General features: G+C 73.9%; 14 protein-coding genes and 1 pseudogene. 4 read left to right on the forward strand and 11 right to left on the reverse strand.

The window, feature by feature from the left end; translation table 11 throughout:
• Positions 1-155: 155 nt before the first annotated feature.
• A complete protein-coding gene (locus tag ACU4ZT_RS00890) occupies positions 156-530 on the reverse strand; it encodes a VOC family protein (RefSeq protein WP_445338693.1) in 375 nt (124 codons plus the stop codon).
• 107 nt (positions 531-637) lie between these two features.
• Between ACU4ZT_RS00890 and ACU4ZT_RS00895 the strand changes: the two genes are divergently transcribed.
• Positions 638-1,612, forward strand: coding sequence for a helix-turn-helix transcriptional regulator (locus ACU4ZT_RS00895; RefSeq protein WP_445337618.1), 975 nt, complete (start codon positions 638-640; stop codon positions 1,610-1,612).
• Between the two features lie 16 nt (positions 1,613-1,628).
• On the opposite strand, the pseudogene ACU4ZT_RS00900 reads toward ACU4ZT_RS00895, so the two are convergent.
• The 6 genes and pseudogenes from ACU4ZT_RS00900 to ACU4ZT_RS00925 form a co-directional block, all read right to left on the reverse strand.
• A pseudogene (locus ACU4ZT_RS00900) lies at positions 1,629-1,931 on the reverse strand (amino acid transporter); the annotation flags it as partial.
• A gap of 200 nt (positions 1,932-2,131) precedes the next feature.
• Entirely contained in the window at positions 2,132-2,659 is a 528-nt protein-coding gene (locus tag ACU4ZT_RS00905) for a hypothetical protein (protein ID WP_445337619.1), read from the reverse strand.
• Positions 2,660-2,673: 14 nt separating this feature from the next.
• The gene (locus tag ACU4ZT_RS00910; protein WP_415318003.1) at positions 2,674-3,243 is read right to left on the reverse strand and encodes a hypothetical protein; all 570 of its coding nucleotides are present in this window, start codon (positions 3,241-3,243) and stop codon (positions 2,674-2,676) included.
• 284 nt (positions 3,244-3,527) lie between these two features.
• A complete protein-coding gene (locus ACU4ZT_RS00915) occupies positions 3,528-5,516 on the reverse strand; it encodes an APC family permease (protein WP_445337620.1) in 1,989 nt (662 codons plus the stop codon).
• A gap of 293 nt (positions 5,517-5,809) precedes the next feature.
• On the reverse strand, positions 5,810-7,045 hold the full coding sequence (locus ACU4ZT_RS00920) for a multidrug effflux MFS transporter (protein WP_445337621.1): 1,236 nt from the start codon (positions 7,043-7,045) through the stop codon (positions 5,810-5,812).
• Between the two features lie 172 nt (positions 7,046-7,217).
• Positions 7,218-7,451 (reverse strand): DUF2283 domain-containing protein, encoded by a 234-nt coding sequence (locus ACU4ZT_RS00925; protein ID WP_270980808.1) that lies wholly within the window; start codon positions 7,449-7,451, stop codon positions 7,218-7,220.
• 172 nt (positions 7,452-7,623) lie between these two features.
• Here ACU4ZT_RS00925 and ACU4ZT_RS00930 point away from each other — a divergent pair, with 172 nt between their 5' ends.
• Positions 7,624-8,457 carry an oxidoreductase gene (locus tag ACU4ZT_RS00930; protein WP_445337622.1) on the forward strand — a complete coding sequence of 278 codons (834 nt, stop codon included), beginning with the start codon at positions 7,624-7,626 and terminating at the stop codon, positions 8,455-8,457.
• Between the two features lie 5 nt (positions 8,458-8,462).
• Here ACU4ZT_RS00930 and ACU4ZT_RS00935 read toward each other — a convergent pair whose 3' ends face one another.
• The 4 genes from ACU4ZT_RS00935 to ACU4ZT_RS00950 all read right to left on the reverse strand — a co-directional run bounded on the left by ACU4ZT_RS00935 (position 8,463) and on the right by ACU4ZT_RS00950 (position 11,376).
• On the reverse strand, positions 8,463-9,707 hold the full coding sequence (locus tag ACU4ZT_RS00935) for an FAD-dependent monooxygenase (RefSeq protein ID WP_445337623.1): 1,245 nt from the start codon (positions 9,705-9,707) through the stop codon (positions 8,463-8,465).
• A gap of 88 nt (positions 9,708-9,795) precedes the next feature.
• A complete protein-coding gene (locus tag ACU4ZT_RS00940; RefSeq protein ID WP_414763545.1) occupies positions 9,796-10,068 on the reverse strand; it encodes a hypothetical protein in 273 nt (90 codons plus the stop codon).
• Positions 10,069-10,132: 64 nt separating this feature from the next.
• Positions 10,133-10,771, reverse strand: a complete 639-nt coding sequence (locus ACU4ZT_RS00945) for a methylated-DNA--[protein]-cysteine S-methyltransferase (protein WP_445337624.1) — start codon at positions 10,769-10,771, stop codon at positions 10,133-10,135.
• Positions 10,768-11,376 carry an RNA polymerase sigma factor gene (locus tag ACU4ZT_RS00950; RefSeq protein ID WP_445337625.1) on the reverse strand — a complete coding sequence of 203 codons (609 nt, stop codon included), beginning with the start codon at positions 11,374-11,376 and terminating at the stop codon, positions 10,768-10,770. Before ACU4ZT_RS00950 ends, ACU4ZT_RS00945 begins: the two co-directional genes overlap by 4 nt.
• A 343-nt stretch (positions 11,377-11,719) precedes the next feature.
• Between ACU4ZT_RS00950 and ACU4ZT_RS00955 the strand changes: the two genes are divergently transcribed.
• Both ACU4ZT_RS00955 and ACU4ZT_RS00960 read left to right on the forward strand, forming a co-directional pair.
• Positions 11,720-12,514: a response regulator transcription factor gene (locus tag ACU4ZT_RS00955; protein WP_063071308.1), complete on the forward strand. Its 795-nt coding sequence runs from the start codon at positions 11,720-11,722 to the stop codon at positions 12,512-12,514.
• A gap of 121 nt (positions 12,515-12,635) precedes the next feature.
• Positions 12,636-13,850 (forward strand): Gfo/Idh/MocA family protein, encoded by a 1,215-nt coding sequence (locus ACU4ZT_RS00960; RefSeq protein ID WP_445337626.1) that lies wholly within the window; start codon positions 12,636-12,638, stop codon positions 13,848-13,850.
• The last annotated feature ends 71 nt before the right edge of the window (positions 13,851-13,921 follow it).

The raw sequence follows: 13,921 nt of genomic DNA on the forward strand, positions 1-13,921 counted from the left end.
AGGCGGTCGGCACCTCCGGGTGTCGGCCGCCTCGTCGTCGTCGCCGTCGGGTCAGCCGGCGGACGGCGCCTGCACGTCGATGACCCAGGTCACGCCGAACCGGTCGGTGAGCATCCCGAAGCCCGCCGCCCAGGCGGATGCGGCGAGCGGCTCGATCACGGTCGCGCCCTCCGCGAGCCCCGCCCAGCAGCGCTCGACCTCGGCGAGGGACGCGCCCCGCAGCGACTGGAAGAAGGTGCGGTCGGTGATCGTCGCGCCCTGCTCGCGCCCTGCTCGCGCGTCGTCGTGCCGGCGATCGCGCTGCCGTCGGCGTCGTCATGGCCGGGCACGTCGTAGGCAATGAGCCGGAGGCCGTCGGCGGTCTCGAGCTGGCCGAAGACCACCTTGTCCGCGCCGGGCGCCTCGGCCGGCATGCCGAGGTCGGCGTAGGTGGCGACGACGACGTCCCCGCCGAGGACGCTCCGGTAGAGCTCGAGCGCCTGGCGCGCGGTGCCGCGGAAGTTGAGGTGGGTGGTGGTCGTGATGCTCACGGTGTCTCCTCGTGCTGGGTGGTGCGGCTCCGGATCCGGGCCGCTGAGGAGCACCCTCCCGGCAGTGGCGGACAGCTGCGGTCCTCCACTCCCGCGAGACTGGATCCATGATCGGGAGCTCGTCGCGGATGCTGTCCCTCCTGTCGCTGCTGCAGACCCGGCGCGACTGGCCGGGGCGGATCCTCGCCGAGCGCCTCGAGGTCACGCCGCGCACCGTCCGCCGCGACGTCGAGCGCCTCCGCGAGCTCGGGTACGAGATCCGCTCGGTGAAGGGGCCGGACGGCGGCTACCGGCTGGCCGCCGGGTCGGAGCTGCCGCCGCTGCTGTTCGACGATGAGCAGGCCGTGGCGATCGCCGTCGCGCTCCAGTCGGTGCCCGCGATGGGCGTCGACGTCGACGAGGCCGCGGAGCGCGCCCTCGCGACCGTGCGGCAGGTGATGCCGTCGCGGCTGCGGCACCGGATCGACGGCATCCGCTTCACGGGCGCGGAGCCGGAGCCGGGGCCGGGCGCTGAGCCACGGGCGGATCCGGTGGTGCTGGAGGCCGCGAGCGCCGCGGTCCGCGACCGGCTGACCCTGCGCTTCGACCGCGTCGGCGAGGAGGCGGGGCCGCCCCGGCGCGTCGAGCCGCACGCGATCGTCGCCCGGCGCTCGCGGTGGTACCTCGTGGCGTGGGACCTCGACCGCGACGACTGGCGCACCTTCCGGCTCGACCGGATGCTGCCGCGCACGCCCACCGGCCCGCGCTTCGCGCCGCGGGAGCTGCCCGCGACGGAGGCGCGCACGTTCCTCGCGGCCCGGGCGAAGGGATCCGCGGCGGAGGACCGCTGGCCCTGCACCGGTGAGCTGCTCGTCGAGCTGCCCGCCCGCGAGGTCGCCCTGTGGATCGGCGACGGCGAGATGGAGGAGGTGTCGGCGACGTCGACGCGGATCACCGTCGGCTCGTGGTCGTGGACCGGGGTCCTCGCCGCCGTGGCCCGCTTCGACGCCCCGATCACGGTCGTCGCGCCGGAGGAGCTGCGCGCGGCGGCCGGCGTCCTGGCCGCGCGCCTCCGCTCCGCGCAGGAGCCGCCGCGCGCCTGACCGGCCCGTCGCCGCGTCAGCTCACGTGCACGTCCGGCCGCCGCGCCCGCACCGGCTCCGCACGCCGCAGCACCTCGCGGGTCACCGGGGCGACCTCGCCCGTGCCCGTCACGAGGAAGCGGAGGAGGTTGCCGACGGGGGACCCCTCCGTCCACTCGAAGTAGACGCCGGGCTTCACTCCGGTGAGGTCGCGGACGGCGAGGAGCACGGCCGCGATCGTGTTGGGGACGTTGCCGCTCGTGACCTGGAGCACGCGGAAGCCGCAGCGGACGATGCCGCGCACCACGAGGTCCTCCTCGAACTCCGACGAGTCGCCCGGGGTCCCTCGTCCGCAGGCGCGGCTCGAGTGATGGTCTGGTGCATCGGGAGCGGCACTCTTCGTCATCGATCAGGCGAACATGACGAGAGGCCGGCCGGTGGCGACTGAGGCATCGCATCGGTCTCGGCCCGGCAGCCCGCCCGCCTGCCGAGCGCGGAGGATGGCGTCTCTCTCTGAGACGGCGGCTCGCCTGCCGGTCGTCACCAGCTCTTGGTCACGTACGCGTTGGCTGTCGGCGCGACGCTGTTCCCGCCCTGGGTGTCGGTCACCACGCATGCCCGGTTGTATGTGGTCGCCGTCCACGAGAAGGCCTTGCCGGCGGAGCCGAGCTCGATGTACTGCCCGTTCAGCCCTTCCGGGACCGTGTAGGACGCGGAGGCGCTCTGGGTGATGGTCTGCGCAACGCCCAGCGTCACCCCCGCGGTCACGCTCGCCGATGCCACGACAGCGTCGGCGGTCACCGTGCCGGACACGCTGACATCCGCATGCACCTCGGATGACTGGCCCGATTCGATAGAGAGGACCGCGCCGCTGTCGCCATAGATCCGCAGGTTGCCGGGTACGTACGTATCGGAGACGTTGGAGACGGCGATGTCGGGCCCATCTCCTGAGCACTCGGAGTTCGTGCCAGCGCCGACCGCCTGCGCTGCGGTACCTCCGGAGAGGAGGAGAAGAGCGGCGATGCCTACGGTGGAAGCGCTTCGTGCAACGAGGGATGTGCGTGTCATGGTCACGATGCTTCTTATTCCCTCGTGTAGTAGGTCGACAGCCAGAAACGGCTGCCATCGGGGATCGTGATCTCGAGCTTCGTCGGGGCGGTCGGATCGTCGAGGGGGACGCCGTAGATGCCTCTGCCTTCCGTACCGCATGTGGTCCCCACGCGGTTGGGGTTGGGCTGCGCGACGTTGATCCAGTAGTTCTCGCTCCCTGTGCACGTGACGGTCATGACGACCTTCTTCGCCGCCGGATCGCTCGAAGCAGGCAGCGTCACGTCAACGACGCTCCCGCTACCCGGCTCGATGGTGGCCGCAGCCGTATCAGTTCGAGGCACCTCCGCCAGCTCGGCCGCGCTGCCTGTGAAGTCCCCGGCGTGCTCCCACGAGGAGAACTTGCGGTTCACGGATGCTTCGAGCGAGGAGAACTGCTCCGCATCACTCGGCGTCGCTTCCGGGACCGCAGGGGCGAGCGTCGACGCCGAGCTCGGGTCTCCCTCTTCGCCGGTCGGGCCGCTGGTGCATCCCGTGAGCGCGAGGAGCCCGATGAGGCACGCTCCGGTCATCGCGTCTGGACGGAGTCGATGGTGCCAGGTCATGTGCGCTCCTTCGTGGTCGTCAGCAGGCTCTTGGGAATCGACCTTGGTCGCCCGCGTCAAGTGACGCAAGGGGTTGCTCCAGATCGCGGAGGGGAGCGCACCACCCGATCCCCGTGATGACGGGCTTCACGACGCGACCGAGACGTTTCGTGGTGGCTATGGGCATCTAGGGGACCTTGACGTACGACTAACTACGCGCTCGCGCTCGTCCAACAGCTGCCCACGGCACGAGACGTCGGAGTTGTTGCTCGACATCACCGCCATTCGGCCGGCGCGCCGCCGCCTCAGCTCACGTGCACGTCCGGCCGGCGCGACCGCACCGGCTCCGCCCGCCGCAGCACCTCGCGCGTGACCGGGGCGACCTCGCCCGTGCCCGTCACGAGGAAGCGGAGGAGGTTGCCGACGGGGGATCCCTCGGTCCACTCGAAGTAGACGCCGGGCTTCACTCCGGTGAGGTCGCGGACGGCGAGGAGCACGGCGGCGATGGTGTTGGGGACGTTGCCGCTCGTGACCTGGAGCACGCGGAAGCCGCAGCGGACGATGCCGCGCACCACGAGGTCCTCCTCGAACTCCGACGAGTCGCCCGGGGTCACCTCGAGGAAGATCACGGGCGCTCGCGCCGGGATCCCGCTGTCGCGCCGCTCGTCGCTCGCCTTCCGGCGGTACTCGGCGACCTGCTCGGCCTCCGTCAGCGCCTCGTCGGGCTCGTCCGGCTCGTGGGCGATGATGCTCACCGCGCCGTAGTCCTCCGCGTCCTCCGTGACGAAGGCGCGCGCCTGCTCGTCCATCGTGAGCGAGGTCGCCCGCAGCTGGAAGGAGCGCTGCACGCGGCTCACGATCGAGACCACGAGGATCCCGAGGATGAACAGCGCGGCGATCCGCACGCCGTCCGGCCGCTCGATCACGTTCACCACGGTCGTGTATGCGAACACCGTCGCGATGGCCGCGAAGCCGACCATGCGCTTGCGCTGCCCGGCCTTGCGCGCCGAGAGCGTCACCGCGACCGAGGCCGAGGTGATGAGCACGAGCACGCCGGTCGCGTAGGCGCCCGCCTGCGCGTCCACGTCCGCCTGGAACACGAGGGTCACGATCACCGCGATGGCCGTGAAGACCAGCACGAGCGGGCGCACGGCCGCGGCCCAGTGCGGCGCCATGCCGTAGCGCGGTAGGTAGCGCGGCACGATGTTGAGGAGCCCGGCCATCGCGGAGGCGCCCGCGAACCAGAGGATGCAGATCGTGCTGATGTCGTAGAGCGTGCCGAAGCCGTCGCCGAGGAACTGGTGCGCCAGGTACGCGAGCGCCCGGCCGCTGGCCTTGCCGCCCGGCTGGAACTCGGCCTGCGGGATCAGGAGCGTGGTCACGAAGCTCGACGTGATGAGGAACGCGCTCATGATGAGCGCCGCCGTCGCGAGCAGCCGCTTCGTGCCGTGGATCCGCGTGCGCGGCACCCCGTCGGCGTCGTCCTCGCCGCGCACCTGCGGCATCACCGCCACGCCCGTCTCGAAGCCGGAGAGGCCGAGCGCGAGCTTCGGGAAGACGATGAGCGCGATGCCCACCATCACGAGCGGGTTGCCGTGCTGCGCCGTGAGCGCGAGCCACCAGTCGTCGATGACCTGGAGGTTGCCGGCGACGTGGAAGAGGGAGACGACGATCACGACCGCGTTGAGGGCGAGGAAGACGCCCACGAGCACGACCGCGATGGAGATCGCCTCCCGGAACCCGCGGAGGAACACGAAGGCGAGCGCCGCGATGAGCACGAGCGTCAGGAGCACCTCGTTGCCCGCGAACCACGACGGCGCGAACGGGTTCTCGACCGCGTGCGCGGTCGCGTCCGCCGCCGACAGCGTGATGGTGATGAGGAAGTCCGTCGCCGCGAACCCGAGCAGCACGAGCACGAACAGCTTCCCGCCCCACCAGGGGAGGAGGCGCTCGAGCATGGCGATGGATCCCTCGCCGCGCGGGCTCTCGCGCGCCACCCGCCGGTAGACGGGCAGCGCGCCGAGCAGCGTCAGGAGGATGAGGACGAGCGTCGCGAGCGGCGACAGCAGGCCCGCCGCGACGGCCGCGATGGCGGGCTGGTAGCCGAGCGTGGAGAAGTAGTCGACGCCGGTGAGGCACATGACGCGCCACCACGAGTGCGTCTTCCCCACGGTCTCGGCGTGCGGACCGGGGTGCGCGCCGGATGCGCCGGGCAGGCCGTCGAGGAGCCAGGCGGTGATCCCGGCGCGGGCCCGCCGCTGCTCGGGCGCGCGCAGCAGCTTCGGGCCGCTCACGACCGGTCTCCGGCGGGGGCGGTTCGGGGTGTCGACGTCGGGCAGCCGTTGATCGGGCAGCGCACCGGTGATCCTCCTGAGGCGGCGCCGGGGCCCCGTCTCGCGGATGCGACGGTCGGGCCCGGCAGCATCGTCGCCCATGGTGCCACCTCCGGGCGGGAGCGGGGTGCGCGTGCAGGGTGCGGTCAGGTGCGCGGGTGCTGGGCGGATGGTCCTGGGCGGGCGGAGCGGGATGCGGCGGCACGGGACCGCGCCCGGTTCGCATCCGACCAGCGCGCATCCGCTGACCGCCGTCAGCCTCCCGTGTGTGCTCGCGAGGCCCAGAGCTGCGCGGCGAGCCCGACGACGATGAAGCCGCACATCAGCGATCCCATGGCGGTCGCGGTGCCGCCGAGGGCGCCCGCGAGCGGCGTCGCCAGGCCCCCGAGGCCGAATTGCAGGCCGCCGACGAGCGCGGAGGCCGTGCCGGGGTGCCGGTGGCCGAGCGCCTGCGTGAGGGTGATGGATCCCGGGATCACCCACCCCCAGCCCGCGGTGACGAGGGCGAGGGCCGGCCAGACCAGCGCCGGGCCCGCGCCGCTGACCGCGCCGACGAGCACGAGGGTGGAACCGATCGCGCAGGTGGCGAGGCCGATCGTGAAGAGGCGGTCCTCGTCGAAGCGCCCGATGAGGCGGCGGAACATGAGCGTCGAGGCGATCATGCAGGACGCGTTGGACGCGAACACCAGCGTGTAGAGGCCCTCGCCGAAGCCGTACTGCTCCTGGAACACGAAGGAGGAGGTGGCGATGTAGGAGAAGAACCCGATGGTCGCGGTGCAGCCGGTGACGAGGTACCAGCGGAAGCGGGGGATCCGCAGCAGCTCCGCCATGCGGCCGAGGACGGCGCGGGGCGACGTGCCGCCGGCGCCGGTGCGGACGAGGGTCTCGGGCAGCAGGCGGGCGGCAGCGAGCGTGAGGGCCAGGCCCAGCGCGGCCAGCACGACGAACGCGGCGCGCCAGGACGAGAACGACAGCACGAGCCCGCCGACGAGCGGGGCGACGACCGGGCCGACGGAGTTGACGACCGCGAGCGTCGCGAAGAGGCGGCTGCGGAGGGTGCCGGTGGAGGCGTCGCCGACCATGGCGCGGGCCGAGACCGCGGCGGCGGCACCGCCGAGGCCCTGCACGACGCGCGCCAGGATCAGGATCCCCACGTCGGGCGCGATCGCGCAGACGACGCTGGCGAGGGTGAAGAGCGCGGTCCCGGCGAGGAGGATGCGGCGGCGGCCCACGCCGTCGCTGATCGGCCCGATCACCAGCTGGCCGACGGCGAACGCGACGAGGAAGGCGGTCAGCGTCAGCTGCACCGAGGCGGTCGACGCGTCGAGGTCGGTCGCGATGGCCGGGAGGCCCGGGATGTAGAGGTCGGTCGCGAACGGCGAGATGCCGACGATGAGGGCGACGGTGAGGAGCGGTCCGCGGCGGGAGGTCCACGAGGTGCGCGGCTCGGGGCCGGGATCGGGATCCGGGTGTCGGGCGTCGTCGCTCATCCGTCCCGACAGTAGACCGGTCGCCGCCGCACCGGCGGCCGGGGAGTGGGAAGGCGCCCCGTGCGCCCTGCCGCGGTGAGAGGCGGCGCATCCACCCGCGAGCGATGCGGATGGAAGGCGAAGACGAGCGCGCCCCATCGTCACCGACGGGACGCGCACGTCAGACAGCGGTCTACGCGTCCGTGGGGCTCTCGGCGGCAGCCAGCACCTCTGCGGGGAGGACGTCTCCCGCGTGGAGCACTTCGACACCGAGGAGCCGACCGTCCGAGTCGAAGTCCAAGCTGATCTCGCCCTTGTCGCCGGGAGTGGCGATCGAGTGGATCTGCTCAGCGGCCTGGCCCGGCCCGATGGCGGAGACGACCTGGATGTAGGCCGCGTCGGCCTCGGCGTCGTAGGTGATCTTCACTCTGCTATCCCTTCGTGACGGTGATGATGTTGCCCGACTTGTTGTCCATGATCGCGCCTCTGGCTCGTCGTCGTTCCGGCGCCGACCGCCGCCGCCCGATGCGCCTAGCCTCGACGAGGGGCGCGCCGCACCGGCCGCCGCCCACCCGCATCCACGAGGAAGAGGAACGCGCATGACGACCTGGCTGATCACGGGATGCTCCACCGGACTCGGGCGCGCGTTCGCGGAGGAGGCGCTGTCGCGCGGGGAGGACGTCGTCGTCACGGCCCGCGACGCCGCGAACGTGCAGGACCTCGCCGACCGCTTCCCCGAGCACGCCCTCGCGCTCGACCTCGACGTCACGGATCCGGCGCAGGTCTCGCTCGCGGTCGATGAGGCGACCGCCCGCTTCGGCGGCGTCGACGTGCTCGTCAACAACGCGGGCTACGGCTACCGCGCGGCCGTCGAGGAGGGCGACGACGAGGACGTCGCGCGCCTGTTCGACACCCACTTCCACGGCAGCGTCCGCATGATCAAGGCGGTGCTGCCCGGCATGCGCGAGCGCCGCAGCGGCACCATCGTGAACCTGTCGTCGATCGGCGCCGCCCGCACGGGCGCAGGATCCGGCTACTACGGCGCCGTCAAGGCCGCGATCGAGCAGATGACCATGGCGCTGCGCACCGAGCTCGCGCCGCTCGGCATCGTCGCGACGGTCGTGGCGCCCGGATCCTTCCGCACCGACTTCTCCGGCCGCTCGCTCACGCAGTCGTCCACCGTGATCGACGACTACGCCGAGACCGCCGGCAAGCGCCGCAAGGAGAACGACACCACCGACGGCACGCAGCCCGGCGACCCGGCCGCGGGTGCGCGCGTGCTCGTCGACGCCGTCGCCTCGGGACGCGCTCCCTACTACCTCCTGCTCGGGGCGGACGCGGTGGAGATCGTGACGGGCGCGCTCGACGACCTGCGCGCCGACATCGACGCGTGGGCCGCGGAGAGCCGGTCGACGGGGTACGACGCCGGCTGACCGGATCAGGCGGCGGTCGCGGTCTCCTTCTCCGGCGCGGCAGGGGCGGCAGACGCGGCCGGGGCGGGCGCGACCGCGGCCTTCCCCTTCGGCTCGCGCGGGGCGCCGACGCCCATCACGCGGAACCGCTTCGACGCGAGAAGGCGGCGGCGGATCCACCAGGTGATGCGCCCCGACGGCACGAACAGCTGCGACTTGATCGCCGCCGTGCGCTGGTGCTTCACCACGAACGGCCGCATCTCCGCCTCGAACGCGGTGAGGGCGGCCTCGATGTCGTCCGGATGCGCGGCCAGCGCGTCGCCGAGCGCGGCGCCGCCGAGGAGCCCGGACGTCGCGCCCATGCCCGAGAAGAGCGTGAGGCACCAGGCGGCGTCGCCGATGACGACGACGCGTCCGCGGTGCCAGGACGGCAGGCGGATCTGCTCCACCGAGTCGAACAGGGTGACCTCGGCCGCATCGAGCTCGCGGAGCGCGTCCTCGACGACGCCGCCCGCGGACAGGCCCGTGAACGCGCGGCGCATGGCGTCGGCGGCGGATCCCCGGAGCTCCTTCCCGGCCTTGCGAGTGCGGTAGCTCATCATCACGGTGGGCGTGGTGCCGGCGAGCGCGAAGACCCACATCGCGCGGCGGGGCTCGGAGACGATGACGCTCTCGTGCTCGGCGAACCCGGGCATCTGCCCGCGCGCCTGGAACGCGCAGACCACGGCGGGCATGGGCTTCACGGAACGGCCCTCGGGATCCAGCACGAGCGTGCGCACGGCCGAGCGCACGCCGTCGGCGCCGACGACGAGGTCGAACGACTCGCGGTGCGTCGCGCCGGTGGCGACGGTGCGCAGGGTGACGTGGGCGGCGTCGGCGTCCTGGTCGACGCCCACGGGCTCGAGGCCGAAGCGCACCTCGATGCGGTCGCCCATGCGCTTCCACAGCGCGGCCTCGATGTCGCTGCGGAGCACGGCCTCGGGGGCGCCGGGCTGGTCGGCGAGGCCGGGGCCGGGGCGGCGCGTGCCGTCGGCGTCGAGCTGGAGCGTGACGCGGTCGGGCCGGTCGCGGGATCCGATGTCGTCCCGCACGCCCAGCCGCTCGGCCGCGACGACCCCCTCGGCGAACATCCCGACCATGTAGCCGGCCATCCGCCGCGACGGCTTCCGCTCCACGATCACCGGCTCCCAGCCGGCCTCCTCCAGGCGGATCGCGGCGGACATGCCCGCCACCCCCGCGCCGACGATCAGGGCCCTGCGACGTCCGGCCATGTGCTCCCCCATCCGTTCCTCCCAATCTACGGCGGGCGGGCTCCGCGCTGTCGGGTGGGATCCGGGCTGTCGGGCGGAAGGGCGTGCGTCAGCGGGCGTCTTCTCCGGGAGCGGGCGAGTCCGGGTCCGTCGGCACCTCCGCCGGAGCCGCGGTTCCGCTCTTCCGCGGGCGGATCCCCATCACGAAGAAGGTGATCCCGAGGACCAGGAACGGCAGGCCGGCGACGCGCGTGTCCTCGAGGGCCAGCACGAGGCCGAGACCGAGCATCGTGAACACGATGCCGAGCGCGATGTTCGGGTTCGTCGCGTCGTCGTCGTCCGGCGGGGCCGCGGGGCCGCCGGGTGTGTCCGATCCGCTCATGTCCTCGACGCTAGGCGGCCGGGCGCCCGACCGCGTCCGCCTCCCGGGGGACGCGGCCGACGGGTCAGCCGCGCCCCTCCAGCTCCAGGAGCGTCGTCTTCGCCGTGAGACCACCGATGTAGCCGCCGAGCGTGCCGTCGGAGCGGAGGACGCGGTGGCAGGGGATCACGACGGGCAGCGGGTTCGTCGAGCACGCCGTGCCGACCGCGCGCGTGGCGGCCGGGCTGCCGGCGGTCTCGGCGACCTCGCGGTAGGTGCGGGTGGACCCGTACGGGATGTCCGGGAGCAGCCGCTGCACCCGGTCGCGGAAGCCCATCGACAGGCGGCGGTCGAGCGGGAGGTCGAAGGTGCGGCGGCGGCCGGCGAAGTACTCGTCGAGCTCGCGGGCGGCCTGGTCGAGTCGCTTCGGGGCGCGCAGGATCCGCGGGCCGAGCCGCCGCGCGAGGTCGCCGAGCACGGTGTCGTGGTCCTCGCGGGAGTAGGCGACGCGGATCAGGCCGCGGTCGGTGGCGGCGAGGAGGAGCGGGCCGACGGGGGAGTCGATCGTCGTGAAGCCGACGTCGAGGGCGTCCGCCTGCTCGGCCGCGTCGGCGAGGCGGAGGCGGAGGGCGGCGAGGGTGGGGGCGACGGGATCCGCGCGGTCGAGCGCGTCGGCGGCGAGGAAGGCGGCGTCGTCGGATGCGCGGTCGTCGGGGTCGGTCACGGTCGTCCTCCTCGGGTGGGTGCGGCGGCGGGTGCGGGTGCCGGGTCGGATGGGGCGGCCGGGCCGGGTGCGGGTGCCTCGGCGGGGTCGGGTGGGTCCGCGGCGCCGACGCGGGCGGATGCGGCGCCGCGCGGATCGTCGGCCATCGTCCGCCGCAGGCTCGCCACCCCGTCCGACGCCGCCCGCCGCGCGGCCTCGGGGGTGCCGCCGACGATCGCGGCGACCTCCGCGTACGGCAGCCCGCCGAGGTGCCGGTAGGCGACCGCGAGCCGCTGCCGCTCGGGCAGCCGGGCGACGGCGTGCCAGAGGTCGGGGTCGCCGGATCCGGGCACGCCCAGGTCGGAGATCCGCTCGGGCACCTCGTCGACGGGGAGCGCGCGGCGGCCGCGGGCGCGGATCGCGTCGAGGGCCTTGCGGTGCGCGATGGTCACGAGCCACGCCCGCACGTCGGCGCGCGGCCCGAGCCGCGGATACGCGACGAGCGCCGACAGGAACGTCTCCGACCACGCGTCCTCGGCGTCCGCGTGCCCGCCGAGCACGGCCCGGCACACGCGGAGCACCACGGCGCCGTGCTCGGTCACGACCCTGTCGAACGGCTGCATCATCTCCACACCGGGTAGACGCCGGGGCGGGGTGATCCGTGAGGTCGGCGTGCGGATCAGTCTCGCGGATCCGCGGGCCGGGCCGGTAGGGCGGCCGCCGTCGCTCCCGCCTGCGCGCCCCGGCCCGCGCACCTCCGGACGCGCCGTGCGCCTCCTCGCGATCCCCGATGCCCCGGCCGTGCACCCCGTGGGGACCACCCGTGATCCTCCCCGGGGCGGATGCCCGCGCGTCCGCCGATCGCGAGGATGGGGGAGCGGCTCCCCCGCCGCGGCTCCGCCAGGAGCCCCCGCCGCCGATCCGTCCCCCGGGTCGGCGGCGGCATCCCGGCGCGACGAGAGGATCCCCATGACCGGCACCGCGCTCCCCGCCTCCCATGACGACGGGCGGGCCGTCCCCGGAGCCCGGGCGGGAGCGGACGCCGCGGCACCGGCGGCATCCACCGCATCCGTCGCGGCCACCGCGCCCCGCGCGCTCCGCGTCGCCGTGGTCGACGAGGAGGCGCCCATCACGCAGCTGCTGTCGCTCGCGCTGGGGATGGAGGGCTGGGACGTGCGCGTCTTCGGGTCGGGACGCGCGGCGATCGCCGCGGCGGTCGAGGACGCGCCCGACGCGATGCTCCTCGACATGATGCTGCCCGACGTCTCGGGCGTGGAGGTCGTCGCCGAGCTGCGCCGCGCGGGCGTCGCGACCCCCGTGGTCTTCCTCACCGGCCGCGACTCGCTCGAGGACCGGCTGGCCGCGTTCGGAGCGGGCGCCGACGACTACGTGACGAAGCCGTTCGGCCTCGAGGAGGTGGTCGGCACCGTGCGCGACCTGTTCCGCCGCCGCGGCCTCGCGCCCGCGCTGGTCACCGTCGGCGACCTCGTGCTGGATCCCGCGACAGGCGAGGCGTGGCTCGCGGGCGTGCCGCTGGAGCTGGATCCGATCGAGCTCGTCGTCGTGCAGGCGCTCGCCGCCGAGCCGACGCGCCGGCTCCCGCTGCGCGAGCTCGCCCAGCGGCTGACCGACGCGGGCCACGATCCCGTCGCGCCGCTCGCGCTCCTCGACCTTCCCGTGGTGACGGGACGACGTGCGGGTCACGACCGCATCGTGCTGCTCGCCGCCTCCGGGGACGACCTGGTGCTGGCGCCCGCGGGCTGACGCCGGCACCGCCTTGTCCCGCCCCGCGGCCTCCCCGTACATTTGACGCGAGCCGCAACCAATCCCCGCACGCGGATCCGCCCGCACGCCGATCCACCCCCGAATGAGACGAAGGAGTCCCATGTCCGACACGCAGCCCGCCGCGACGCCCACGGAGAGCGGAGGCGCCCTCGGCGTCGCGATGATCGGCCACGGCTTCATGGGCGCCGCCCACTCGCAGGCCTGGCGCGTCGCCCCCGCGTTCTTCGACCTGCCGCTCGCGCCGCGCATGGTGTCCGTCGTCGGCCGCGACCAGGCCCGCACGCAGGAGTCCGCGGACCGCTGGGGCTGGGAGCGCGCGGAGACCGACTGGCGGGCCGCGATCGAGCGCGACGACATCGACGTCGTCGACATCTGCTCGCCCGGCAGCACGCACGTCGAGGTCGCGGTCGCCGCGCTCGAGGCGGGCAAGCACGTGCTGTGCGAGAAGCCGCTCGCCAACACGGTGGAGGAGGCCGAGATCATGGCCGCGGCCGCCGAGAAGGCCGCGGCCCGGGGGATCCGCGCGATGGTCGGCTTCAGCTACCGCCGCGTGCCCGCCATCACCTTCGCCCGCGACCTCGTCGCCCAGGGCGCCATCGGCGAGCTCCGCCAGGTGCGCGCGCTCTACCTGCAGGACTGGCTGACCGACGCCGAGGGCCCCATGACCTGGCGCCTCGACAAGGAGGCGGCCGGATCCGGCGCGCTCGGCGACATCGGCGCGCACATCGTCGACGCGGTGCAGTTCATCACGGGCGACCGGCTCGACGCGGTCAGCGGCCTGCTCCGCACGTTCGTCGAGGAGCGCCCGCTGCTCGCCGAGACGCGCGGCCTCGGCGGCGTCGCCTCCAGCGAGCGCGGGCGGGTGACGGTCGACGACGCGGCGTACTTCACCGGCAAGCTCGCGGGCGGCGCGCTCGCCAGCTTCGAGGCGACCCGCATGGCCACCGGCCGTAAGAACGCGCTGCGTCTGGAGTTCAGCGGATCCGGCGGCGCCATCTCCTTCGACCTCGAGCGCCTCAACGAGATCGAGCTGTACGACGCGACCGCGCCCGCCGACAAGCTGGGCTTCCGGCGGATCCTCGTCACCGAGCCCGAGCACCCCTACACGGCCGCCTGGTGGCCCACCGGCCACGGCCTCGGCTACGAGCACGCGTTCACCCACCAGGTGCGCGACCTCGTGCACGACATCGCCGCGGGCCGCGAGCCGCAGCCGTCGTTCGCCGACGGGCTCCGCGTGCAGCGCGTGCTCGACGCCGTGGAGCGCAGCTCGGCCGACGGCAGCGCGTGGGTGCAGGTGGATCCCGCCGAGCGATAGGCCCGCCGGCCGCCGCGGGCCGCCGCGGAGACGTGCGGTGGCTGTGAAGACGCCGCACGGCCGCCCCCGCC

Source organism: Clavibacter davisi, assembly GCF_052751415.1.